Origin of the sequence: Actinoplanes ianthinogenes (assembly GCF_018324205.1) — a bacterium.
GTDB classification, from domain to species: Bacteria; Actinomycetota; Actinomycetes; order Mycobacteriales; family Micromonosporaceae; genus Actinoplanes; species Actinoplanes ianthinogenes.
Genome location: NZ_AP023356.1, coordinates 4,165,253 through 4,187,676, shown reverse-complemented (window position 1 = coordinate 4,187,676; position 22,424 = coordinate 4,165,253). Strand labels below are relative to the sequence as shown.

Genomic DNA, 22,424 nt, shown 5'->3' with positions numbered 1-22,424 from the left:
CGTGAAGCAGATTTCGTGCACGTTCGTGGTCGGGGCCGGTGGGGCGCTGCTCTTGCAGCTGCGGGACGACAAGGCGCCGTATTACCCCGAGGTGTGGGGGCTGCCCGGTGGAGCGATCGAGGACGGGGAGACGCCCGGGGAGGCGGCGGCTCGGGAGCTGTGGGAGGAGGCCCGGATCCGGGCGGAGGGGGAGTTGACCCTCTTCGCGCGGCAGGAGTTGCCGGCGGAGGGGCGGGTCAAGCATTACTTCTTCGGGCGGACGGTGGCTACGCAGGCCGACGTGGTGCTCGGGGAAGGGGCGGCGATGGTGTTCGTGCCGGGGGACGAGGTGCTGGGGCGGCCGTTCACGCCGGGGACCGCGGAGATGATCGCCCGGTTCCTGGGGTCGGCGGAGTATCGGGCCGCGGCGGGGGACGCTGCCTGACGACGGGCGGGGTGAGCGCTGGGCGTTGCTGCGTGTCAGGCGGCTGGTTCGGCGCGGTGGGCCTACGTGTCAGGCGGCTGGTTCCGGACGGTGGGTCTGGGTTCCGGGCCGCTGGTTCGGGGCGGCGGGGGCGCTGAGTTTCGGGTGGCTGGTTCGGGGCGGTGGGCCTGGGTTCCGGCCGCTGGTTCGGTAGCGGCGGTGGGCGCTGGGTTTCGGGGTGGTGTTCGGGGCGTGTCACCATGGCTGCCGTGACGGCACCGGGCGAGACGATCGGGCCGCCGAGGGCTTCGGGGAAGCGCCGGCGGCGGTGGCCGGCCGCGATGGTGGCCGGGTGGATCGTGGTGCTGGCCGGGATTTCCTGGTGGTCGGTGCGGCATGATCCGGCGACCGTGCCCGAGCAGCAGGAGCTGGCGCAGGCGATGCCGGCGCTGCGTGAGGCGACCGGGACGCTGCTGGCCGCGGCGCAGGGCGGGCCGTGGGTGGTCCGGCTCGGGACGCCGCGGACCTCGACGTGTGAGCTGACGCCGGTGCGGGACGGGACGGCTGCCGGGCAGGACGTGGTCGTCTATGTGCCCGAGGGGCAGGCGCGGACCGCGCTGAACGAGGTGGCGGCGGCGCTGCCGGGTGGGTATCGGGCGGCGGTCGTGCCGACCCGCGCGGGGACCCGGTTGTCGCTCTTCGCGGATGCCGGGCACTTCATCGCGATCGAGGCGCAGGCGCAGGCGGCCGATCAGGTGCTGACGCTGTCGGTGGACACCGGGTGCCGTCCGGGGACGGCGGACGAGGCGGCGGCGGTGCCCGGGGCGGGGACATCGGCAGCGGTGCCCGGGGCGGGGACGGCGGCGGCGGTGCCGGGCACGTTGGCGGAGACGGTGGCGGCGCTGGGCGGGACGCCCGGGGGCGGTGTCGCGGTGCAGACGATCGCGTGTCCCGGGGGAGGGACGGCGGGCACCTACCGGTCGGTGGCGGGTGCGAGCGGGAGCGGGCCGCGCGGGGTGCCCAGTGGGGTGACGCTGGTCTGGTCCGGTGCGGGCGGGTGGGCGTACCGAAATGGGTCTGAATCGGTGGTTGTCGATGCCAGCGGGGGGAAGTTGCAGGTCAGCGTGACCACTGCCTGCGGTCAGTAGACGAGGGCCTGCGCGCCCTCGGTCATGATCTCCTCGACGAAGACGGCGGCGCCGGCGATCCGGATGCCCGGGATCACGTCGCCCGGGCCGATGTCGCGGCGGGCGGCGCACTGCGTGCAGGCGGTGATCCGGCCGGCTTCGAGCAGCACCTCGATCAGGTCGGGCAGCGGCGCCGCGTGCGGGAGCTGGAACTCGGCGGCCCGGCCGGGCAGGGCGAACCAGGTGGACTCGCCGGTCAGCCAGAACGACACGTCGACCCCGGCGGTCGCGGCCGTGGTCGCCACGTTGAACGCCTGGTTGCAGCGCTCCGGGGCGTCGGCGCCGGCGGTGGCCTTGACGACCAGCAAACGTGCCATAGCGGCCAGCATAAGATGGGCCGGACATGGTTACGGAGATCGGGTTCGTGAGCCTGCTGGTCGCCGCGATGGGCGCACTGGCGGGCGGTTTCGGTTATCTGGCGATGCGTATTTCGAGGGGGCGTTGGTGAGCGGCGAGCAGGAAAACCCACTGGGCCCGCCGCCGTGGCTGAACGCCCCGCCGGTCGACGCCTACCCCTATGAGGACACCCACGACCTGCGGGTCGGCCCCGACCTGCATCCGGCGCTGCTCGGGCTGCTGCCGTTCGTCGGTCTGTGGCGGGGTCGTGGCCAGGGTGGATTCCCGGCGGAGGAGGACTACAACTTCGCCCAGGAGATCCGGATCAGCCACGACGGGCGGGACTTCCTCCGCTTCGAGTCGCGGGCCTGGCTGCTCGACGACGAGTCGCAGCCGCTGGGGCAGGCGCTCACCGAGTCGGGCTTCTGGCGGCCGGTGCTGGTCGACGGGCGCCCCGGCGACGAGATGGAAGCCACGATGATCCGTCCGGACGGCGTCGCCGAGCTCTATCTGGGCAAGGCGGCGACGACCCGGCTGGAGATGGGGACGGACGCGGTGGCCTACACGCCGTCCGGCCTGCACGTGACGGGTGGGCACCGGCTGTTCGGGATCGTGGAGGCGGCGCTGCTCTACGCGCACGAGATCTCCATCGACAACAGCCCGCTGACCCCGCACATGTCGGCCCGGCTGCTGCGGGTCGGCGGCTGAGGTTCGCCTTCGGAAACCCACAGTTCCGGGTTGTCCACAGGGCGCGGGCGCGATCTTGGCCTGCTCGGCCATGCTGACTGTTGGGCTCGGCCCCCTGGGCGGGCGAGGACCGGCGAGTAGGGCGGCTGCGGGGCGGCTGCGCGGCTTCAGAAGCCGAGCAGCGTCAGCAGCCGGTCCGTCCAGGACGACCGGGGGCGGGTCACGCCGTCGAGCGTGACCACCTCGGCGAGTCCGCGCACCGACGACGCCAGCCAGATCGCGTCGGCCGTGGCCAGCTCGTCCAGGGTGAGCATGCGCCGGACCGGGCGCAGGCCCACCGACGGCGCGAGCGAGAGCAGGTGCGCCGCGGTGATGCCGGGCAGGATGCCGGCCCGCTCCCAGGGGACCGTGCCGAGCTCGTCGCCGGAGAGCCAGACGATCGACGCGGTCGGAGCCTCCAGGACCGACCCGTCGATCGCGGTCCAGATCACGTCGTCCGCCTGGTTCCGTGCCGCCCAGCGGCGGGCCGCGAAGTTGCCGGCGTACGACAGCGACTTGGCCGCGGACAGCGACCACGGCGGTTGCCGGCCCACCGCGACCCCGAGATCGGCGCTGAGCACCCGGACGCCGTCCCGGCGCTCGCGCAGCACCTGGTCCGGGATCGGGGCGACGCTCACGTGGAAGACCGTGCGGGTGTAGATGATCCGCATCACACCGGTCTGCCCGGCCGGTGGGGTGACCGGCGGCGGTGGCGGCAGGCCGAGCAGCTCGGCCGAGCGGGCCAGCCGGTCGAGGTGCTGGTCGAACAGCCAGGGCCCGGACGGCCGCAGGTGCAGCGTCTCGAACACCCCGTCGCCCATCAGGTCGGTCGGCGACACCAGGATCTGCTCGTTCATCAACGTGAAACTAGCGAACTATGCTCGTGGGGTGTCCGCCACTTCGCTTGCCGCCATGCTCCGGGAGCGCGGCCTGCGGCTCACCCCGCAGCGCCAGCTGATCCTGGAAGCGGTGCACGAGCTCGGCCACGCGACCCCCGAGACGGTGCACAACGCGGTCCGCGAGCGGGTCGCCGGTGTCAACATCACCACCGTGTACCGGACGCTGGAGCTGCTGGAAGAGCTCGGCCTGGTCAATCACACGCATCTCTCGCACGGCTCGCCGACCTACCATCCGGCCGGCGAGGATCAGCATGTCCACCTGGTCTGCCGGTCCTGCGGGTCGATCGAGGAGATGGATCCGGCGGTGCTGCTGCCGGTCTGCGACCGGTTGCGGGACGAGCGCAGCTTCCGGGTCGATGTCGGGCACGTCTCCCTGTTCGGGGTCTGCGGCAAGTGCAAGGAGTCCGAGTGACGGTGATCATGGTCGAGGACCTCGACCCGAGTTCGGCCGACGCGGGCGTGCCCGCGCACTTCGGCGACCCGATGAAGGAGCAGCGGCTCCTGGAGACCGCGGTCGGTGTGGTCGACCGGTCGAACCGGGATGTGCTCGCCGTTCCCGGCGACGAGCGGGCGAGCTGGCTGCACACGCTGACCACCCAGCACCTCGCCGGCCTCGCGGCGAATCAGGGCAGCGAGCTGCTCGTCCTCTCCCCGCACGGGCACGTGGAGCACCACGCGCTGGTCACCGAGGACGGCACGACGGCGTGGCTGGACACCGAGCCGGGCGCGGGCGCCGGGTTGTTGAAATACCTGGAGATGATGCGGTTCTTCACCCGGGTGGAGCCGCGCGACGCGACCTCCGAGATCGCGGTGTTGTCGCTGGTCGGGCCGGCCGCGGCCGACATGTTCCCGGAGCTCGCCGCGCCCCGGATCGGCGCGGTGCCGGGTCCGAAGTTCGCCGCCGGGTCCGTCCCGCCCGGAGCCACCGCGGTGTATGACGTCCGCCCGTTCGAGGGTGGCCTGGCGCGCCGCGTCCCGCTCGGTGTGGACCTGCTGGTGCCCCGGCACGCGAAGACCTCGGTGATCGAGAAGCTCGGGGTGCCGCGGGTGGGGCTCTGGGCCTACGAGGCGATCCGGGTGGCCGCCCGGGTGCCACGGCTGGGCCACGAGACCGATCACAAGACGATCCCCGCCGAGGCCGGGTTCATGGCCGCCGCGGTGCACCTGGACAAGGGGTGTTACCGGGGGCAGGAGACGGTGGCCCGGGTGCATCACCTGGGACGGCCGCCGCGCCGGCTGGTGCTGCTGCACCTGGACGGGATCGCCACCGACCATCCGCCGGCGCAGGGGACACCGGTCGAGCTGGACGGGCGGGCGGTCGGGTTCGTCGGGACCGCGGTGCGGCACCACGAGTTGGGGATGGTCGCCTCGGCGGTGCTCAAGCGGAACGTGGCGGACGACGCGCGGCTGACGGTGGGGGAGTCGGCGGCGGCGATCGAGGCCTGAACCTGGGCTTTTTTCGGTGCCGGGAGTCGCGGCCGTGGGCGTGGCAGGATGGCCGCATGACCGGGACCTTGATCACCGTCGCCCCGACCGGCGCGGAGAGCAGCAAGGCGGACGTTCCGGCTCTGCCAGTGACCCTGGACGAGCTGGTCGCGACCGCGAAAGAGTGTGAGGCGCTGGGCGCCTCGATCATCCATGTGCACATCCGGGACGCGGATGCCCGGCCGACCCTCGATCAGGGCCGGCTGCGGGCGACCGTGGCCGCGCTGCGCGAGTCGACCGGGCTGATCGTGCAGCTCTCCTCGGGCGGCGCGGTGACCGACCCGGAGGCCGATCGGCTGGCCGTGCTGGACGCCGCGCCGGAGATGGCCTCCTGCACGATGGGCACCGTCAACTTCGGTGACGACGTGTTCCTGAACCGCTGGGAGTTCATCGTCGACCTGCACACCCGCATGCAGGAGCGCGGCATCGTGCCGGAGTACGAGATCTTCGACCTGGGCCAGCTCACCACCCTGCAACGGCTGCTCGGCAAGTACGGGCTGCCAGCCGGCGGCCACGTGCACGTCGACCTGGTGATGGGCGTGCCGGGCGGGATGCCCGGGACCGCGGCCGCGCTGGTCGCGTGCGAGCAGGCGATCCGGGACCTGCCGGCGGGCACCACGTTCTCGGCGACCGGGATCGGGCGCAGCACCATCCCGGTGATGCTGGCGTCGCTGTCGGCCGGCGGGCACCTGCGGGTCGGCATGGAGGACACCATCACGTACGCCAAGGGCCGGCCCGTCGATTCGAACATGCAGCTGGTGGCACGCGCCGTCGGCTTCGCCCAGCTCGCCCAGCGGCCGCCGCTGACCCCGGCCCAGGCCCGTGAGCTGCTCGGGGTGCCGGCCCGATGAGCGAGCTTGCGAGCGAGTCATTCCGGCGCCGGAGCGCAGCGGAGGCGACGGCATGACCGTTGTCGCGGAGGTGGTCCGCTCCGGCTTCGTCGAGAGCGTGCACCACGGCATCGTCGCGTTCACCGACCGCCCCGGCGTCGGTGACGTGGACAGCCCGTTCTTCCCCCGCTCCTCGAACAAGCCGCTCCAGACGGTCGGCATGCTGCGCAGCGGCCTGGTCCCGCGCGAGGCGGCCGACCTCGCCCTGATCAGCGCCAGCCACGACGGCGAGCCGTTTCACGGGGAACGGGTCGCCGCCGTGCTGGCCGCGGCGGGGCTCGGCCCGGAGGCGCTGCGCTGCCCGGCCGACCTGCCGCTCGGCGACGCGGCCCGGGAGGCGCACCTGCGGGCCGGCGGCCGTGCGGAGCCGATCCTGATGAACTGCTCCGGCAAGCACGCCGGGATGCTGGCCACCTGTGTGGCGAACGGGTGGGACCTGGAGTCGTACCTGGACCCGAAGCACCCGTTGCAGGTGGCGCTCGCCGACGCGGTCAGCGAGCTCGCCGGTGAGCCGATCGCCGCGGCCGGGGTGGACGGCTGCGGCGCGCCGGTGCTGGCGGTCTCGCCGGCCGGGCTGGCCCGCGCGTTCCTGCGACTCGTCGACGCCGAGCCGGGCACGCCGGAGCGGCGGGTGGCGGACGCCATGCGGGAGCGCCCGGAGCTGGTCGCCGGCACCGAGTCGGCGGACACCATCCTGATGCGGGCGGTGCCCGGGCTGCTGGTGAAGCGCGGCGCGGACGGCGTGGTGGCGGCGGCCGTGCCGGGGGTCGCGGGGATCGCGGTGAAGATCTCCGACGGCGCGGCGCGAGCGCGGGTTCCGGTGCTGCTGGAGGCGTTGCGCCGGCTGGGCGTGACACCCCCGGCGCTCGAGGAGACGGTGCTGGGCGGGGGACTTCCCGTGGGTGAGGTCCGGTCCGTCTGGTGATCTACCCCTACGGGTGACGCGCTTCACGCTAGCTCTTGCAAGCGTTTTGCTTGCAGGAGCTAGCACCGCGCGCTAACTTCGAGTCATGGCCAACAAGGACCTGCCCCAGGACATCGGGACCTTCATCCGCGACCTGAGGCAGACCGCCAAGATCTCGCTGCGGCAGCTCGCCGACAAGGCCGGGGTGAGCAACCCCTACCTCAGCCAGATCGAGCGTGGCCTCCGCAAGCCGAGTGCCGAGGTGCTCCAGCAGATCGCCAGCGCCTTGCGTGTGTCGACGCCCGCGATGTATTTGCGGGCCGGACTGCTCGATGGTGAGGGCCAGCAGGGCGTGCTGGCGGCCATCGCGGTCGACCCGGAGCTCACGATCGCGCAGAAGCAGTCCCTGTCGCAGATCTACGAGACGTTCCGCAATGAGAACGCTCGGAACGCGCCCGCCCCGTCGGACACCCCGATCGCCGAGGAGACGAAATGACCGAGCAGACCAAGACCAAGATTCCCGCCCCGCTCTACGCCGCCGCCGGCGCCGGTGACTTGGCGTACCAGCAGCTGCGCAAGCTGCCGGCCGTCCTCACCGAGCTGAGCGACCGCGCGGTCGCCTCGCTGCGCACCGCCAACGTGCAGGCCGGCGAGCTGCAGAAGAAGGCGGCCGAGCAGGCCAGCACCCTCCAGCAGAAGGCTGCCACCGCGGACTTCGCCGCGATCCGCAGCAACGCGCAGACCGCCGCGACGGCGTTCGCCCAGATCGCTCAGGAGCGGGCCGTGTCGGCCTACGTCGCCCTGGTCGCCCGCGGTGAGAAGGTCGTCGGCACCGGCATCGTCGAGTCCGCCGAGGTGGTGAACGCGGACATCGAGGCCACCGAGGCGCCGAAGGCCGTCGAGGCCACGGTCGAGGAGGCCAAGGCCGTCGAGGCCGCCGCGACGCCGAAGCCGCGCAAGCGGGCCAAGGCCACCCCGCCGCCCGCGAAGCCGGCTGAGTGACAAAAGCGTCTGACATGATCCGCGGGCCCCGGCATCTGCCGGGGCCCGCGGCATAGACTTCCCGGCATGGCTCTCTCCGCGCCGATCTTCGCCTTCACCGTCCAGGTCTACATCCAGTTCGCGATCCTGCTGGTCGCCCTGATCCTGGAGACGGTCGCGTTCGTGCACTGCCTGACCCAGCGTGGCGCGGGCTTCCAGGCGCTCGGCACCCTGCCCAAGGGCGCCTGGGCCGCGATCATCGGGATCTGCCTGCTACTCACCTACTGGGGCAAGTCCGCCCTCGGCATCTTCGGGTTGATCGGCATCGCGGCCGCGCTGATCTACCTGCTCGACGTCCGGCCCGGGCTCAAGGACATCGCGGACGGCAAGGGCTTTTGGTGAGGGGGCGCTTCGGGCCGCCTCCGCCGGACGGCGGGCCGCGCCTGCAGCGCGTCGATCGGACCGGGCCGCGGTCCGGTCGCCCGACGCTGCCGGGCCCGGCGACCGAGTTGGTCACTCTCCCTTCCGGCGTACGCGTGGAGCAGCTGATCACCGGCGCCGGTGATCCGATGACCGTCTTCGCGCACGGTCTCGCCGGCGACATCACCGGCACCCGTCCGCTGGGCAGCGCGGTGGCCGGCCGCCGGGTCTTCTTCCAGTTCCGTGGCCACGGGCGCTCCGACGCGCCGGCCGGGCCGTGGGACTTCGGCGATCTGGCGAGCGACCTGCGCGGCGTGGCCGACCTGGCCGGCGCCACCCGGGCGCTCGGGGTCAGCATGGGCGCCGCCGCGCTGTGCCGGCTGCTCACCGACACCCCGGACCGTTTCGAGCGGGTGGTGCTCTACCTGCCCGCCCCGCTGGACGGCCACCGGTCGGAGGCCGCGACCCGGCGCCTGGACCGGCTGCTCGCCTCGGTCGAGTCCGGCGAGGCCGCGATGATCGCCGACGCGGTCGAGGCCGAGCTGCCCGCCGCGGTGCGCAACACTCCGGCCGGGTGGAGCTATCTGCGCCAGCGGGTGGACCAGTTGCAGCGCGACGGCCTGGCCGCCGAGCTGGGGTCGCTCTGGTCGGCGCCGGCGGTTCCGGACGAGTCGCTGCTCAAGGGGTTCCGCGGGCGGGCGCTGGTGCTCGGCTGCCTGGGCGACGAGATCCACCCGGCGTCCTGGGCGGAGCGGCTCGCCGACCTGCTCGGCGCGGAGCTGGAGATCTACGATCGCCCCGCCGTCCTCTGGACCCATCGGAACGATCTCCGCGATCGGATCTCCACGTTTCTGAACGACTGACGGGCGCGTGCTCCGGGCGTACGCAAGATGTGCCTTTATGTCCGAAAGCCGTAACTTTTTGCGCCGCGAAGCGGTGTTCCCGGCGTGTTCCTGTCTCCTAAATCCGTCTTTATCGGGGTAATAGCGATCGGTCTCCCCTTCGCCGTCGTGGTGGGCTGGGCCCTGGGCACCCCCAAGGCGCGACCCGTCGCGACCGCGGAGACCGGCGGCACCGGCGGCAGCGACGCCCTCGGCGTAGCCCCGCCCCGCGCCAAGCAGACCGACGGCCACCCGGCCCGCCCCGCCGATACCGCCCCGACGTCCCCGGTCGTCGTGGTCGCCAGCACCGTGGTCACCAAGACCGTCACGGTGCCCGCGTCGGCGCCCCCGGTCACCGCCGCGACCTCGTCGCCGCCGCCGGACCTGAGCATGCCCCCGGTGCCCACCCCGACCCAGATCACCGGCCCGCCGGAACCGACCCCCACGCCGTCCGAGAGCGCCCCGCCGAGCACCGGCGTCACTCCCACCACGAGCGCGCCCTACGCCCCCTGATCGACAGGCACGACTAAGCTGCCGGGTCGTGAAGGAAGATCCGAGTCGGCCACTGGCCGCGGTTCGTCAGTTCGCCACCGGGGTGGGCCTGCTCGGCCGTGGCCTCGGTCTGGTCCTGGGCAGCCCCCGGCTGCTCGGCCTGGGCCTGCTTCCGGCGCTGCTCTCCGGCGTGATCTACACCGTCGGGCTGGTCGTCCTGATCCGCTTCCTGCCCAGCCTCTCCGAGCAGGTCACCTGGTTCGCCGGCGACTGGTCCGGCTTCTGGCGCGACTTCGTCGAGGTGCTGGCCGGCGCCGGTCTGCTCGGCCTGGCCCTGCTGCTCGGCATCCTCACCTTCACCGCGGTCACCCTGCTGATCGGCGACCCGTTCTACGAGAAGATCTCCGAGCTGGTCGAGGCCCGCTACGGCGGCGTCCCGGAGGCTGTCGAGGTCGGTTTCTGGAGCTCGCTGCGCCGCAGCCTGGCCGACTCGCTGCGCCTGATCGGCCTGAGCATCCTGGTCGGCGTCCCGCTCTTCCTGCTCGGCTTCCTCCCGGTCGTCGGCCAGACCGTCGTCCCGGTCCTGGCCGGCGCGGTCGGCGGCTGGCTGCTCGCCCTGGAGCTCACCGGGGTCCCGTTCCAGCGCCGCGGCCAGCGGCTGCGTCACCGCCGGGCGGTGCTGGCCGCCAATGTGCCGCTCACGCTGGGGTTCGGCGCGGCGGTCTTCGGTGCCTTCCTGATCCCCCTCGGGGCGATCTTCCTGATGCCGGCGGCGATCGCCGGGGCGACGCTGCTGGCCCGCCGAGCCCTCGGCAAACCGATCGACATCACGACGACGTCCCCGTTGTAGGGGCGGCGGTTTCTTAAGATCAACTTCACGGGCCTTCTTTACGCGGGTCCGCTGGGGTGCGGATCGCATGCTCCCGCGCGGGCCGGGGCCGGCGATCTGGCCGCTGGCGCGTCCAGGGCGATCGCCGGCCCCTTCACTGTCCGCGGCTGGTTCCGGAGATCAAACCCCAGCTGGTCCTCAGCGCCCTATCCCGTTCTTGGATAGGGCTACCAGGGCCAGCCGGACTCTCTCGGCTGGTCCTCAGCGCCCCATTCCGTTCTTGGATAGGGCTACCGGGGCCAGCCGGACTCTCTCGGCTGGTCCTCAGCGCCCTATCCCCTTCTTGAATAGGGCCGCCGGGGCCAGCCGGACTCTCTCGGCTGGTCCTCAGCGCCCTATCCCGGTCCTGGATAGGGCCATCAGGGCCAGCCGGACACTTTTCGGCTGGGCCTCAGCGCCCTGGGCGGACGCGGGATCGGGTCAAGCCGCTTGACGCCCCTGGCACATGGGATGTCTTCACTGTGCGCGGGTGGTTCCGGAGATCAAACCCCGGCTGGTCCTCAGCGCCCTATCCCGGTCTTGGATAGGGCTACCGGGGCCAGCCGGACTCTCCCGGCTGGTCCTCAGTGCCCTATCCCGGTCTTGGATAGGGCCGTCAGGGCCAGCCGGATACTTTTCGGCTGGCCTCAGCGCCCTGGGCAGACGCGGGATCGGGTCAAGCCGCTTGACGCCCCTGGCACATGGGATGTCTTCACTGTGCGCGGGTGGTTCCGGAGATCAGAACCGGTGTGTGTCCCCCGCGTCGGCCTCGTTGTGCGGCTGGGTCGTGGCTTGTTTCGGTCGGCTTGTGGCGTCGTGCAGTGCCGGCTGGGTGGGGTGGTTGGGCCGTGGGGTGTTTCGGTCGGGTTGTGGCGCGACGCAGGCTCGGCTTTGATGCGGCGCTGACGGCGTGGGTGCTCGGGAAGAAGTCGGGTGCGGGGCGGTGGGCAGGCTGGCAGATTGGCGGGCGACTGGAGTGGGAGGCTTCCGTGCGGGTTGAGCTTGTGGAAGGCGACATCACCGGACAGCGGGTGGACGCGATCGTGAACGCGGCCAACTCGTCGCTGCTGGGTGGCGGTGGGGTGGACGGGGCGATTCACCGCAAGGGTGGGCCGGAGATCCTGGCCGAGACCCGGGCGCTGCGGGCCGCGAAGTACGGGCGCGGGCTTCCGGTGGGGCAGGCGGTGTCGACGACCGCGGGGCGGTTGCCGGCTCGCTGGGTGGTCCACACTGTCGGGCCGGTGTTCAGTGCCACCGAGGACCGCTCGGGTCTGCTGCGGTCCTGCTACGACAATGCGCTGCGGGTGGCGGACGGGCTCGGCGCGGAGACGGTGGCGTTTCCGCTGATCTCCGCGGGGATCTATCGCTGGCCGGTCGACGACGCGGTCCGGCAGGCGCTGAGCGTGCTGCGTTCGTTCGAGGCGGTGCGCCTGCACACGGCATACCTGGTGCTCTTCGGGTCGGAGACGGCCGCTGTCGCTCGCGCCGTCGCCGACGCGCTGCCCTGAGCCACGCTCGCGCGGACTCGGGGAGGAGGACGGGTGCGTTCGCACGCGCGGGTCGGGTAGGCCGGCGGGCAGAGTGGGCGTGCTGGTGTGCGGGCTCAGGTGGCCGGTGGGCGAGGTAGTCGCGCTCGCACGGGTGGTTCAGGTGGGGCGGTCGTGCTCTTGGCGGGCTGGGATGGGGCGTTTCGCGCAGCACGGGCCGGTGGGCGCGGTGGTCGGGCTCGGCGGCCTGGCGGGCGCGGTGGTCGTGCTCGTGGCGGGTTCGGGTGGGCCGGTGGGCGCGGTGGTCGCACTTGAGGCGGGCTCTAGTGAGCCGGCGGGCGCGGTGGTCGCACTCGTGGCGGGCTGGGGGTGGGCTGGCGGGCGCGGTGGTCGTGCTCGAGGCGGGCTCGGGCGAGCTGGTGGGCGAGGTGGTTGCGCTCGTGCGCGGTTCGGGCCGGGCGCAGGGCGGTTGCGCTTGTTCGCGGGCTTGGGCGGGACGGTGCTGTGGGCGTACCGAAAGAAGGGCCGAAGCGGACCGCGAGGGGTTAGGCGGAGTCGCGGACGATCAGTTCGGTGGGGAGGACGACCGACTCCGGGATCTCGTCGCCGTTGATCAGCAGGAGCATCTGGCGGGCCAGGGTCCGGCCCATCTCGCCGATCGGCTGGCGGACCGTGGTGAGCGGCGGGTCGCTGTAGCGGCTGATCTCGAAGTCGTCGAAGCCGATCACCGCGACGTCCGCGGGGACCTGGCGGCCGGCTTCGCGCAGGGCCATCAGGGCGCCGTGGGCCATCAGGTCGGAGGCGACGAAGACGGCGTCCAGATCGGGATCCCGGTCGAGCAGGGCGCGCATCGCGGCGATGCCGGACTCGCGGGTGAAGTCGCCGGTGACGACCAGTTCGGGGAGGCCGGCGGCGCGCAGCGTGCCGGTGTAGCCGGCCAGGCGTTCGATGCCGGCGACCATGTCCTGCGGGCCGGCGATGGTGGCGATCCGGCGGCGGCCGGTGGTGATCAGGTGGCGGACCGCGGCGGCGACCCCGCCGGCGTGGTCGACGTCCACGTAGGGGACCGGGGGCTCGGCGGTCATCGGGCGGCCGCTGCAGATCACCGGGATGCCACGGCGGGCCAGCGCGCCGGGCAGCGGGTCGGCGCCGTGGATCGAGGCGAACACGACGCCGTCCACGTGGCCGGCGACCGCGTAGCGCTCGACCCGGTGGTGGCCGGCCTCGGAGCCGGTCATCATCAGCACCAGCTGTTTGTCGGCCGCCTCCAGCTCCATGCCGACGCCGCGGATGATCGCCGGGAAGAACAGGTCGTCGGAGAAGACCCGGTTCGCCGTCTCGGGCAGGATCAGCGCGACCGAGTCGGTCCGCTGGGTGACCAGGCTGCGCGCCGCTTGGTTCGGCACGTAACCCAGCTCGTCGACGGCACGGTTGACCGCCTCCCGGATGGTGGCGGCCACCGTGGTGGACCCGTTGACGACGCGGGAGACGGTTGCCCGGGACACCCCGGCGCGCCGGGCCACCGCCTCCAGCGTGGGCCGCTCCCGCGTCGTCACAAAGCGCTCCTTAAAGCGTCACTCCAGGCCGTTGCGCCGGATCACCTCGCGGTACCACTTCGCGCTGTCCTTGAGCACACGCTGCTGCGTCGTGTAGTCGACGTGCACGATACCGAAACGTTTCGCGTATCCCTCGGCCCATTCGAAGTTGTCCATCAGGGACCAGAGGAAGTATCCCCGCAGATCCACTCCGGCGGCCAGAGCGTCGTGGCAGGCGCGCAGGTGGCCGTCCACGTAGTCGATCCGGCGGACGTCGGCGACCTCGCCGGTCGGGCCCGGGCCGTCCGGGAACGCCGCGCCGTTCTCGGTGATCATCAGCGCGGTGCCCGGGTAGTCCCGGTGGATCCGGGTGAGCAGGCGGGTGAGCGCGGCCGGCTCGATCGGCCAGTTCATGTCGGTGACCGGGCCGACCGGCGGGCGGAAGGCGATGCCCTCGCTGCCCGGGTACGACTTGTCGCCGGGCGCACCGGGTTTCGCCGAGACGTACGCCGGGTTGTAGAAGTTGATGCCCAGCACGTCGAGCGGCTGGTTGATGATCGCCAGGTCGCCGTCCTTGAGGTAGGACAGGTCGGTCAGCCGGGCGATGTGCTCCAGGACGTCGGCCGGGTACTCGCCGCGCAGCAGCGGGTCGAAGAAGATCCGGTTGGCCAGCCCGTCGATCAGGCGCGCCGCGTCCCGGTCGGCCGGGTTCTCCGGGTCCACCGGGTAGACCTCGCACGGGTTCAGCGTGATGCTGACCCGCTGCGCGCCGGCCGCCCGCAGCGCCTGCGCCGCCAGGCCGTGGCCGAGGTTCAGGTGGTGCACGGCGGCCAGCGCCTTGGCTGGGTCCTGCACGCCGGGGGCGTGGATGCCGGAGCCGTAACCGAGGTACGCCGAGCACCAGGGCTCGTTCAGCGTGGTCCAGGTGCCCACCCGGTCGCCGAGCTTGCGGTAGACGATCTCGGCGTACTCGCCGAACGCCTCGGCGGTCTCCCGGTTGGCCCAGCCGCCGCGGTCCTCCAGCGTCTGTGGAAGGTCCCAGTGGTACAGCGTGACGACCGGGTCGATGCCCTTGCCGAGCAGTTCGTCGGTCAGCCGGTCGTAGAAGTCGAGGCCCTTGAGGTTGACCGGGCCGGTGCCGTCCGGGCGGACGCGCGGCCAGGCGACCGAGAATCGGTACGACGCCAGGCCGAGGTCGGCCATCAGGGCCACGTCGTCGACGTACCGGTGGTAGTGGTCGCAGGCGACGTCGCCGGTGTGGCCGGCGTACACCTTTCCTGGCGTACGGCTGAAGGTGTCCCAGATGGACGGGCCGCGACCGTCCTCCCGCGCCGCACCCTCGATCTGGTACGAGGCCGTGGCCGCGCCCCAGACGAAGCCGTCGGGGAAGGTGATCCCCGCACGCGCCGGCTGTGCCGACGTGGACGTGACGGTTGCCGTCATGTCTTCACCGCTTCCTTGATACCTATGATCGATCCGCTAACTTAACCGGTTCATCATAGGGGTAGGAACCGGTGCCACGGGGTCGCTGCTCAGACCGTCAACCGGTTCGCAGGGCTTGGACGAGGCGCGGATCGCCGCTGATCGCCAATTGATCGGCACGTTTCCGGCCCATCAGGGCAAGTTGCAGGTCGCTGGCGGTGCCGGTGGCTTTCGCCCGGGCGTGGTGATCGTCGGTGTCCAGGATCGTGCCGGTGTCCAGCAGCGCGATCCCGGCGCCGCGCAGCCGGACGAACCACTCGGTCTCGGCGTCCGTCCCGACCAGGTGCACCACGCCGTGCAGGTCGGTCGGCCCCTGCCGCTTGCCGGCCGGGAGCCAGGTGTCCAGGATCTCGGCCACCCCGTCGGTGGCGAGCTTGGTCTCGATCGGGGTGGGCCGGCCGGCCGCGGCCTCGGCGTCCCAGCGGTGCACCGAGATCTCGTGCGCGATCCGCCGGTCCCAGAACACGGCCCGTTTCGGCTGCGGCGCCCAGTTCCACGCCGGGAAGTCCGGATCGAGCGCCTCCAGCGTCTCGATCGTGCCGGTCAGCTCCCGGCGCAACTGGTCGAGCGCCTCGTCCCAGTCCGGCGGCGGGTCGCCGCCGGGCGCCACGTCGGGGAAGGCGGTCACCCCGCGGGTGACCGTGGCGCGCACCCAGCGCAGCGTGCCGGTGACGTGGTGGGCCAGGTCGGCGGTGGTCCAGTCCGGGATGGCGGGCACCGGAACACCGGGGCCGGTCTCGGCGACGGCATCCCACAGGGCCGGGCCGTCGGCACGCAGCGCCGCCAGCCAGAAGTCCTTCGTCGCGTGCAACCTGTTCATCGCAGTCGTCTCCCGCTCGGCCGGACCGCCGGTGAATCACTCTGCCCTGTGAGCTTAGGGTGAACGTCGTGACTGACACATCCCCGACTGCGGACCGAATGCTGGCGGCGTACACGACGCTACGCCTCGGCGGGCCGGCCGGCACGGTGACCACCGCTGTCGACACCGGCGAGGCGATCGCCGCGGTGCGGCGTGCCACCGCCGGGGGACGGCCGCTGCTGGTCCTGGCCGGCGGCAGCAACGTGGTCATCGGTGACGCCGGCTTCGCCGGCGAGGTGCTGGTGCTGCGCAACCGCGGGGTCGAGGTGATCGCGGAGAGCGCCGGCGAGGTGGTGGTCCGGGTCGCCTCCGGCGAGCCCTGGGACACCTTTGTCGCGTACGCGGTGACGCGCGGCTGGTCCGGCGTCGAGTGCCTGTCCGGCATCCCGGGCGCGGCCGGTTCCACCCCGATCCAGAACGTGGGCGCTTACGGCCAGGAGGTGGCGCACACCATCGCCGCGGTGCACGCGTACGACCGGATCGACGACGTCCAGCGGGAGATGACCCCGGCCGAGTGCCGTTTCGGCTATCGCTCCAGCGTGTTCAAGCACAACGACCGCTACCTGGTCACCGCCGTGGACTTCCGGCTGACCCGGGAGGACCTGTCCAGCCCGATCCGGTACGCCGAGCTGGCCCGCCAGCTGGGCGTCGAGGCCGGCGACCGGGTGCCGCTCGAGCTGGCCCGGGAGACCGTGCTCAAACTGCGCGCGGGCAAGGGCATGGTGCTCGACCCGGAGGACCGGGACACCTGGTCGGTCGGCTCGTTCTTCACCAACCCGGTGGTCTCGGCCGCCTTCTTCGCGGAGCTGACCGCGGCCCGCGGCGAGCTGCCGCACTGGCCGGGCGCGGACGGGACGGTGAAGATCCCGGCGGCCTGGCTGATCGAGCACGCCGGCTTCCCGAAAGGCTTCGCCGGTGCCGGCGTCGCCATCTCCGGCAAGCACACGCTGGCGCTGACCAACCGGGGGACCGGGACCACGGCCGCGCTGCTGGAGCTGGCCCGGACCATCCGGGACGGGGTGCGGGACCGGTTCGGTGTCGAGCTGCACCCCGAGCCCGTGCTGATCAACTGCGCGCTGTAACGGTTCAGCGCCAGCCGAACACCTGGGTGTAGTACGGGGTGCCGTCCGCCGCGTACACGATGGCCGCGCCGATCGACTTCGCCCCGCAGTTGAGGATGTTGGCCCGGTGCCCGGGGCTGGCCATCCAGGCGTCCATCACCTCGCGGGCGGTCGGGTATCCCCAGGCGATGTTCTCCCCGGCCGGGGCCCGGTATCCGGCCCGCTCGGCGCGCATGGCGAAGGTCGAGCCGTCCCGCCAGACGTGGCTGAACAGCCGGGTCCGGGCCATGTAGTAGGACTGTGCGACGCTCGCCAGGATCAACTCGTGGTCGACCCCGAGGCGGGGGCAGCCGTTCCGCGCCCGCTCCCGGTTGGTCAGCCGGATGACCTGGTGCATCAGGGTGCGGGCGCGGGCCTTCTCCGGATCCGGGGTGGCCGCTCCGGCCGGCGCGGCGGCGATGTTCGGCGTCATCGGCGCGGCCGCGGTGCGCGGCTGGGTCGCCGGACCGGGTGACGTGCTCGGCGGCCGGCCGGGGACGACCGGCCCTTGAGCGTGCACCGCGTGCGGGAGCGCGAACAGCGCGGCGGGCAGGACGAGCAGCGCGGGCGCGGCCGCGAGCGCGGAGGCACGGCGTACCACCTTGTCGAACACGGGTTTCCTCCGGATCCGTGTGGACGCCGATTCGTCCACCAGGGATATCGGACCCCTTACTTCGCTGCGTGTCACATCTTTCCCGGAACGGCAGAAATGTCGTACCGGAAATGAAAAGCTGAGGGGATGGGCGGCCCGGCGGCGGCCCGCGGATCTTGCCCCACCGATCCTTCTGGACCGGCCCTTGTCCGCGCCTTTGGCCGCTAAACTGTCACTGTCCGTAAATAGGCGATGACATCACGCTATGGTGTTTTTGCGCCTTTGAATTTCCTCCGTCCGCGATCGCGCGGGCGGTGCCAGGCAAGACACCGACTTCCCGGCGCGTCGCGCTCGGGGATCGACCGTGCCCGAAATCGGGCGCGAGCACGGGTTGGGGGCAGGGTGAACACACGATGAGTCGCCTACTCGTGGTCGAGGACGACCCGGACATCGCACTCGCTCTGCGGCTGCTGTTCAGCCGGGCCGGGTACGAGGTCGCGCATGCCGCGGACGGCCGTTCCGGCCTCAAGGAGGCGTACGCCGAGCATCCCGACCTGGTGGTGCTGGACGTCGGCTTGCCGGAGATGGACGGCTGGCAGGTGCTGGAACGCCTGCGGGACGTCTCCGACGTGCCGGTGCTGGTGCTCACCGCGCACGGGCAGGAGGCGGAGAAGGTCCGCGGCCTGCGCGGCGGCGCCGACGACTACCTGACCAAGCCGTTCGCCAACAACGAGCTGCTGGCCCGGGTGGAGGCGCTGCTGCGCCGCTCGTCCAGCGGGCAGAACAGCTGGGCCAGCCAGATCTACGACGACGGTCTGGTGCACCTGGACCCGACCAAGCGTCGCGTATATGTCAAGGGCGAGGAGAAGCGGCTCACGCCGACCGAATTCCGCCTGCTCAACGCGCTGGTGCGGCATGCCGGCGCGGTGCTCTCGCCGAACCAGCTGCTGACCCAGGCCTGGGACGACCCGACCGGCATCGGCCAGGAACGGGTGAAGTTCGCGGTGCTGCGGCTGCGGCGCAAGCTCGGCTGGTCCGATCCCGACGAGTCCCCGATCGAGTCGGTTCGCGGGTTCGGCTATCGCTACCGCCGGCCGGGCGGAGAGGCCTGATCTTTCGGGACACCCCGACAGACAAGGCGTATCGGGCGAGTCTTCTCAGTTGGCGCACGCAGGGGTCGATGAGGGCTGTGAAGCCGAGCAGGAGGAGTTGACGTGGAAGACCTTGGCGAGATCGTCGGCGAATTCCTCATGGAGTCGCACGAGAACCTGGACCAGATCGACCGGGACCTTGTGAGCCTCGAGCAGGAACCGGGTTCGCGTGACCTGATCTCGCGCATCTTCCGGGCGATCCACACGATCAAGGGCACCAGCGGGTTCCTGGCCTTCTCCCGGCTGGAGAAGCTGGCCCACGCCGGTGAGTCGCTGCTGTCCCGGCTCCGGGACGGCGTCCAGCCGGTCACCCCGGAGACCATCACCGTCCTGCTGCTCTGCATCGACGGGGTCCGGTCGCTGCTCTCCTCGATCGAGGAGAAGGGCACCGAGGACGAGGTCGACATCGACAGCATGATCGTCCGGATCAAGGCGCAGATGGACGCGCCGACCGACGGCGCCCCGGCCGCGGCCCCGGCGGCCGCTCCGGCCGCGGCGGCGCCCGAGGCCGAGACTCCGGTGTCGGTCGAGACCGAGGCGCCCGCCGCTCCCCGCCCCGCTCCCGAGCCGGTCGCCGAGCAGCGTCAGCCGCTCGGCCAGATCCTGGTCGAGGCCGGCGCGGCCCAGCCCGGCGACGTCACCTCGGCACTCCAGCAGCAGATCGAGGGCGACGAGCGCAAGCTCGGCACGATCCTGCTGGAGGAGGGCAAGACGCAGCCGGCCGCGGTCAGCGAGGCGCTCCAGTCCCAGGCACCGAAGCGGAGCATCGCGGACAGCGCCATCCGGGTCGACGTCGACCTGCTGGACACCCTGATGAACATGGTCGGCGAGCTGGTCCTGGCCCGGAACCAGCTGGTCCGCGGCGTGATGGAGATCGGCGACTCCGGCCTGGTGCGCAGCGCCCAGCGGCTCGGCATGATCACCAGTGAGCTGCAAGAGGGCATCATGAAGACCCGGATGCAGCCCATCGAGCACATCTGGTCCAAGTTGCCCCGAGTCATCCGGGACCTGAGCAACTCGCTCGGCAAGCAGGTCCAGCTGGTGATGGAGGGCAAGGAGACCGAGCTCGACCGGAGCCTGCTCGAAGCGGTCAAGGACCCGCTGACCCACCTGGTCCGCAACGCGGTCGACCACGGCATCGAGGACCCGGAGCGCCGGATCGCCGCGGGCAAGAACCCGGAGGGCACCCTGACCCTGCGCGCGTACCACGAGGGTGGGCACGTCGCGGTCGAGGTGGCCGACGACGGCGCCGGCCTGAACGTCGAGCGGATCGCGCAGAAGGCCGTGGAGAACGGGCTGCTCCGTCCGGAGCAGGTCCCGAACATGGACAAGCGCGACATCATGGCGATGGTCTTCCAGCCCGGCTTCTCCACCGCCGCCAAGGTCACCAACGTCTCCGGCCGCGGCGTCGGCATGGACGTGGTGAAGACCAACATCGAGAACATCGGTGGCGCGGTCAGCGTCGACTCGACGCCCGGCGAGGGTACGGTCTGGCGCCTCACCATCCCGCTGACCCTGGCCATCATCCAGGCGCTCACCGTCGACTGCGGTGACCAGCGGTACGTGGTGCCCCAGGTCGCGGTCCTCGAACTGGTCTTCGTCGACGGGCAGACCACCAAGGTGGAGTACGCCTCCGGCGCGCCGGTCTACCGGCTGCGCGGCAAGCTGCTCCCGCTGGTCCGCCTGGACCGCGCGCTCGGCCTGGAGGTCGGCGGCGACCAGGGCGTCTACATCATGGTGCTGCAAGCCGACGGCCGTCGGTTCGGCCTGGTCGTGGACCGGGTGCTGAACACCGAGGAGGTCGTGGTCAAGGCCCTGAACACCCGGTTCAAGGACATCGGCCTGTACGCCGGCGCCACCATCCTGGGCGACGGCAAGGTGGGCCTGATCCTGGACGTCTCCTCGCTGGCCCGGCGCTCGCACCTGGCGGTCGACTCGGAGCGCGAGAACGTCGCGGAGAAGCGTGGCGCGGGCACCGGCAACACCGAGCGGCTGCTGGTCACCGCGGTCGGCGAACGCCGGGTGGCGATCCCGCTGGACACGGTGACCCGGCTCGAGGAGTTCCCACGGGACCGGATCGAGCACGCCGGTTCCCGCGAGGTGGTCCAGTACCGCGGGCAGATCCTCCCGCTGGTGCGGTTGTCGCACCTGCTCGGGGCGTACGGCGAGGAGCTGGAGGGCGACACCGTGTCGGTGGTCGTCTACAGCGAGGGCGGACGGAGCGTGGCGCTCGTGGTCGACCGGATCGTGGACATCGCCGAGAACTCGACGACGGCGCGCCGGGACGCCGAGGAGGACGGCCTGGTCGGCACCGCGGTGATCCAGCAACGGGTGACCGAGCTGCTCGACGTGCGCCGGGCGATCCTCGCCGCCGACCCGAACTTCTACAGCGACGCATCCGACGAGATGTTGGTGGAGGCCTGAGATGGCTAGTCGCCAGTTCGCCACCTTCGAGGTGGACGGCCAGCTCTTCGGGGTGGAGGTGCATACGGTGCAGGAGGTGCTCTCGTACAACGAGTACACCCCGGTGCCGCTCGCGCCGCCGGCCGTCGGTGGCCTGTTCAACCTGCGTGGCCAGGTGATCGCGGCGGTCGACCTGCGGGTCCAGCTCGGGCTGGCCCGGCAGGCCCTGCAGGGGCCGGTGATGAACGTGATCCTGCGCGGCGACGGCGAGCCGGTGAGCCTGCTGGTGGACAAGATCGGTGAGGTGGTCGATCTGGACGACGAGACCTTCGAGCCGCCGCCGGACACCCTCAGCGGGCCGACCCGGGAACTGGTGGTCGGCACGTTCAAGCTGGACGGGCGCCTGATGCTGGCGCTCGACGTCAATCAGGCGGTCGACACGTACCGCGCCACGAACTGATGTACAGCCTGGTCAGCGCCCCCGTCCTGGGCTTCGACCTGACCCGCCTGCCAGGCGGTTCGGCCGCGGCCGACGTCCTGCTGCGCGGGTTGCGCCTGCAGCGCGCCGACCTGCCCGTGCTCGCCGAGCGGCTCCCGGACGAGGGCGTCCGGGGCCCGCTCTGGGTGGAGGTGGAGTCCGCCGCGCGGCGGATGCCCAACCTCAAGGGCATGTCGAAGGACGACCCGGCGGGGAACCTGGCCCTGGTCGAGCGCGCGCCGATCGGTTCGGTCGACGCGCTGCTCACCTGCCTGCGTTACGACGTGATGTCGTGGACCTGGGAGGGCACCGGACGGGACGCCCGGCAGACCGAGGAGGCGGCCGCCGCCACCGCGCTGCTCTGCGACGCGGCGGTCGGCTGCTACCTGCGTGAGGTGCTGGACGACGAGAGTCGCCGGCGCCTCGGGGCCGGCTGGGTGTCGGCGCTGAAGAAGCTCCCGGCGGGCGCCCCGATCGACCTGGGCCCGCACCACTACACCGTCTCCGCCCTGCTCGACCGGCTGCGCACGCTGCGCCCGGAGGATCGGGAGCGGGTCTCGACGGCAGCCGACGACGCCCGGCGCAACACCGCCGGATGGTCGCCCGCCGTGCACTCGGCGTCCTGGGCGGCGTATCTCTCCGATCGGGTCCGCACCGCGGCGGCAGCGCAGATGCTGCTGGTACAGGCGGTGGACACGGCCGGGATTCCGCTGGCCGATCGGGCCGGTGGGGTCTGGAACATGCTCAGCGGCGCCGTCCAGGCGCTGGTGGTCCGCGATCTGCTGGACACCGCAACGGCACACCGGCTGCTCGCACCGGTCGTGGCGGCGCTCGGTCCGGCCTGGCTCGGTTGAAGGGAGTGGTC

The 22,424-nt window shown here is 71.9% G+C and carries 25 protein-coding genes and 1 pseudogene; 20 read left to right on the top strand and 6 right to left on the bottom strand.

Features of this window, described 5'->3' with window-relative positions:
- The first annotated feature begins 1 nt into the window (after position 1).
- Complete coding sequence (locus Aiant_RS18850) at positions 2 to 424, top strand: NUDIX domain-containing protein (RefSeq protein ID WP_189328256.1); 423 nt, start codon at positions 2 to 4, stop codon at positions 422 to 424.
- A gap of 248 nt (positions 425 to 672) precedes the next feature.
- Positions 673 to 1,551 (top strand): hypothetical protein, encoded by an 879-nt coding sequence (locus Aiant_RS18845; RefSeq protein WP_212847385.1) that lies wholly within the window; start codon positions 673 to 675, stop codon positions 1,549 to 1,551.
- Here Aiant_RS18845 and Aiant_RS18840 read toward each other — a convergent pair.
- A complete protein-coding gene (locus Aiant_RS18840; RefSeq protein WP_189328257.1) occupies positions 1,545 to 1,919 on the bottom strand; it encodes a DsrE family protein in 375 nt (124 codons plus the stop codon). The two genes, Aiant_RS18845 and Aiant_RS18840, sit on opposite strands and share 7 nt — an antisense overlap.
- 14 nt (positions 1,920 to 1,933) lie before the next feature.
- Here Aiant_RS18840 and mtfM point away from each other — a divergent pair, with 14 nt between their 5' ends.
- Both mtfM and Aiant_RS18835 read left to right on the top strand, forming a co-directional pair.
- A complete protein-coding gene (mtfM, locus tag Aiant_RS46540) occupies positions 1,934 to 2,038 on the top strand; it encodes a small membrane protein MtfM (RefSeq protein ID WP_268248667.1) in 105 nt (34 codons plus the stop codon).
- Complete coding sequence (locus Aiant_RS18835; RefSeq protein WP_189328258.1) at positions 2,035 to 2,634, top strand: heme-binding beta-barrel domain-containing protein; 600 nt, start codon at positions 2,035 to 2,037, stop codon at positions 2,632 to 2,634. The genes mtfM and Aiant_RS18835 overlap by 4 nt, the downstream gene beginning before the upstream one ends.
- A 146-nt stretch (positions 2,635 to 2,780) precedes the next feature.
- Here Aiant_RS18835 and Aiant_RS18830 read toward each other — a convergent pair whose 3' ends face one another.
- Entirely contained in the window at positions 2,781 to 3,509 is a 729-nt protein-coding gene (locus Aiant_RS18830) for an aminotransferase class IV (protein WP_189328259.1), read from the bottom strand.
- Positions 3,510 to 3,540: 31 nt separating this feature from the next.
- Here Aiant_RS18830 and Aiant_RS18825 point away from each other — a divergent pair, with 31 nt between their 5' ends.
- From Aiant_RS18825 to Aiant_RS18775, 11 genes and pseudogenes are all read left to right on the top strand, one after another.
- Positions 3,541 to 3,963, top strand: a complete 423-nt coding sequence (locus tag Aiant_RS18825) for a Fur family transcriptional regulator (protein WP_189328260.1) — start codon at positions 3,541 to 3,543, stop codon at positions 3,961 to 3,963.
- An 8-nt stretch (positions 3,964 to 3,971) separates the two neighbouring features.
- A complete protein-coding gene (gene ygfZ, locus Aiant_RS18820; RefSeq protein WP_229829851.1) occupies positions 3,972 to 4,997 on the top strand; it encodes a CAF17-like 4Fe-4S cluster assembly/insertion protein YgfZ in 1,026 nt (341 codons plus the stop codon).
- 56 nt (positions 4,998 to 5,053) lie between these two features.
- On the top strand, positions 5,054 to 5,887 hold the full coding sequence (locus Aiant_RS18815) for a beta-keto acid cleavage family enzyme (protein ID WP_189328262.1): 834 nt from the start codon (positions 5,054 to 5,056) through the stop codon (positions 5,885 to 5,887).
- A gap of 52 nt (positions 5,888 to 5,939) precedes the next feature.
- Positions 5,940 to 6,851: an asparaginase gene (locus Aiant_RS18810; protein WP_189328263.1), complete on the top strand. Its 912-nt coding sequence runs from the start codon at positions 5,940 to 5,942 to the stop codon at positions 6,849 to 6,851.
- Between the two features lie 85 nt (positions 6,852 to 6,936).
- Positions 6,937 to 7,314, top strand: a pseudogene (locus Aiant_RS18805) (helix-turn-helix domain-containing protein); the annotation flags it as partial.
- 8 nt (positions 7,315 to 7,322) lie between these two features.
- Complete coding sequence (locus tag Aiant_RS18800; RefSeq protein ID WP_189328265.1) at positions 7,323 to 7,832, top strand: hypothetical protein; 510 nt, start codon at positions 7,323 to 7,325, stop codon at positions 7,830 to 7,832.
- Positions 7,833 to 7,898: 66 nt separating this feature from the next.
- Positions 7,899 to 8,213, top strand: a complete 315-nt coding sequence (locus Aiant_RS18795) for a DUF2516 family protein (RefSeq protein WP_189328266.1) — start codon at positions 7,899 to 7,901, stop codon at positions 8,211 to 8,213.
- On the top strand, positions 8,210 to 9,094 hold the full coding sequence (locus Aiant_RS18790) for an alpha/beta fold hydrolase (RefSeq protein WP_189328267.1): 885 nt from the start codon (positions 8,210 to 8,212) through the stop codon (positions 9,092 to 9,094). Before Aiant_RS18795 ends, Aiant_RS18790 begins: the two co-directional genes overlap by 4 nt.
- A gap of 147 nt (positions 9,095 to 9,241) precedes the next feature.
- Positions 9,242 to 9,625 carry a hypothetical protein gene (locus Aiant_RS18785; protein WP_189328268.1) on the top strand — a complete coding sequence of 128 codons (384 nt, stop codon included), beginning with the start codon at positions 9,242 to 9,244 and terminating at the stop codon, positions 9,623 to 9,625.
- A 28-nt stretch (positions 9,626 to 9,653) separates the two neighbouring features.
- Positions 9,654 to 10,454 carry an EI24 domain-containing protein gene (locus Aiant_RS18780; protein ID WP_229829794.1) on the top strand — a complete coding sequence of 267 codons (801 nt, stop codon included), beginning with the start codon at positions 9,654 to 9,656 and terminating at the stop codon, positions 10,452 to 10,454.
- Between the two features lie 1,007 nt (positions 10,455 to 11,461).
- Positions 11,462 to 11,980, top strand: a complete 519-nt coding sequence (locus tag Aiant_RS18775; RefSeq protein WP_189328269.1) for an O-acetyl-ADP-ribose deacetylase — start codon at positions 11,462 to 11,464, stop codon at positions 11,978 to 11,980.
- Between the two features lie 524 nt (positions 11,981 to 12,504).
- Here Aiant_RS18775 and Aiant_RS18770 read toward each other — a convergent pair.
- From Aiant_RS18770 to Aiant_RS18760, 3 genes are all read right to left on the bottom strand, one after another.
- A complete protein-coding gene (locus tag Aiant_RS18770) occupies positions 12,505 to 13,515 on the bottom strand; it encodes a LacI family DNA-binding transcriptional regulator (protein ID WP_189328270.1) in 1,011 nt (336 codons plus the stop codon).
- A gap of 18 nt (positions 13,516 to 13,533) precedes the next feature.
- Positions 13,534 to 14,937 carry a GH1 family beta-glucosidase gene (locus tag Aiant_RS18765; RefSeq protein WP_189328271.1) on the bottom strand — a complete coding sequence of 468 codons (1,404 nt, stop codon included), beginning with the start codon at positions 14,935 to 14,937 and terminating at the stop codon, positions 13,534 to 13,536.
- A gap of 97 nt (positions 14,938 to 15,034) precedes the next feature.
- Positions 15,035 to 15,796 (bottom strand): maleylpyruvate isomerase family mycothiol-dependent enzyme, encoded by a 762-nt coding sequence (locus tag Aiant_RS18760; RefSeq protein ID WP_189328272.1) that lies wholly within the window; start codon positions 15,794 to 15,796, stop codon positions 15,035 to 15,037.
- Between the two features lie 98 nt (positions 15,797 to 15,894).
- Between Aiant_RS18760 and Aiant_RS18755 the strand changes: the two genes are divergently transcribed.
- On the top strand, positions 15,895 to 16,917 hold the full coding sequence (locus Aiant_RS18755) for a UDP-N-acetylmuramate dehydrogenase (RefSeq protein ID WP_189328922.1): 1,023 nt from the start codon (positions 15,895 to 15,897) through the stop codon (positions 16,915 to 16,917).
- A 4-nt stretch (positions 16,918 to 16,921) separates the two neighbouring features.
- Here the strand turns inward: Aiant_RS18755 and Aiant_RS18750 are convergent, their stop codons facing one another.
- Complete coding sequence (locus tag Aiant_RS18750) at positions 16,922 to 17,548, bottom strand: CAP domain-containing protein (RefSeq protein WP_189328273.1); 627 nt, start codon at positions 17,546 to 17,548, stop codon at positions 16,922 to 16,924.
- 392 nt (positions 17,549 to 17,940) lie between these two features.
- Here Aiant_RS18750 and Aiant_RS18745 point away from each other — a divergent pair, with 392 nt between their 5' ends.
- The 4 genes from Aiant_RS18745 (at position 17,941) to Aiant_RS18730 (ending at position 22,413) form a co-directional block, all read left to right on the top strand.
- Positions 17,941 to 18,639: a response regulator transcription factor gene (locus Aiant_RS18745; protein ID WP_185038054.1), complete on the top strand. Its 699-nt coding sequence runs from the start codon at positions 17,941 to 17,943 to the stop codon at positions 18,637 to 18,639.
- A gap of 102 nt (positions 18,640 to 18,741) precedes the next feature.
- The gene (locus tag Aiant_RS18740; RefSeq protein ID WP_189328274.1) at positions 18,742 to 21,102 is read left to right on the top strand and encodes a chemotaxis protein CheA; all 2,361 of its coding nucleotides are present in this window, start codon (positions 18,742 to 18,744) and stop codon (positions 21,100 to 21,102) included.
- A gap of 1 nt (position 21,103) precedes the next feature.
- Positions 21,104 to 21,541, top strand: coding sequence for a chemotaxis protein CheW (locus tag Aiant_RS18735; protein WP_093619555.1), 438 nt, complete (start codon positions 21,104 to 21,106; stop codon positions 21,539 to 21,541).
- A complete protein-coding gene (locus tag Aiant_RS18730; protein ID WP_189328275.1) occupies positions 21,541 to 22,413 on the top strand; it encodes a hypothetical protein in 873 nt (290 codons plus the stop codon). Before Aiant_RS18735 ends, Aiant_RS18730 begins: the two co-directional genes overlap by 1 nt.
- Positions 22,414 to 22,424 lie beyond the last annotated feature (11 nt).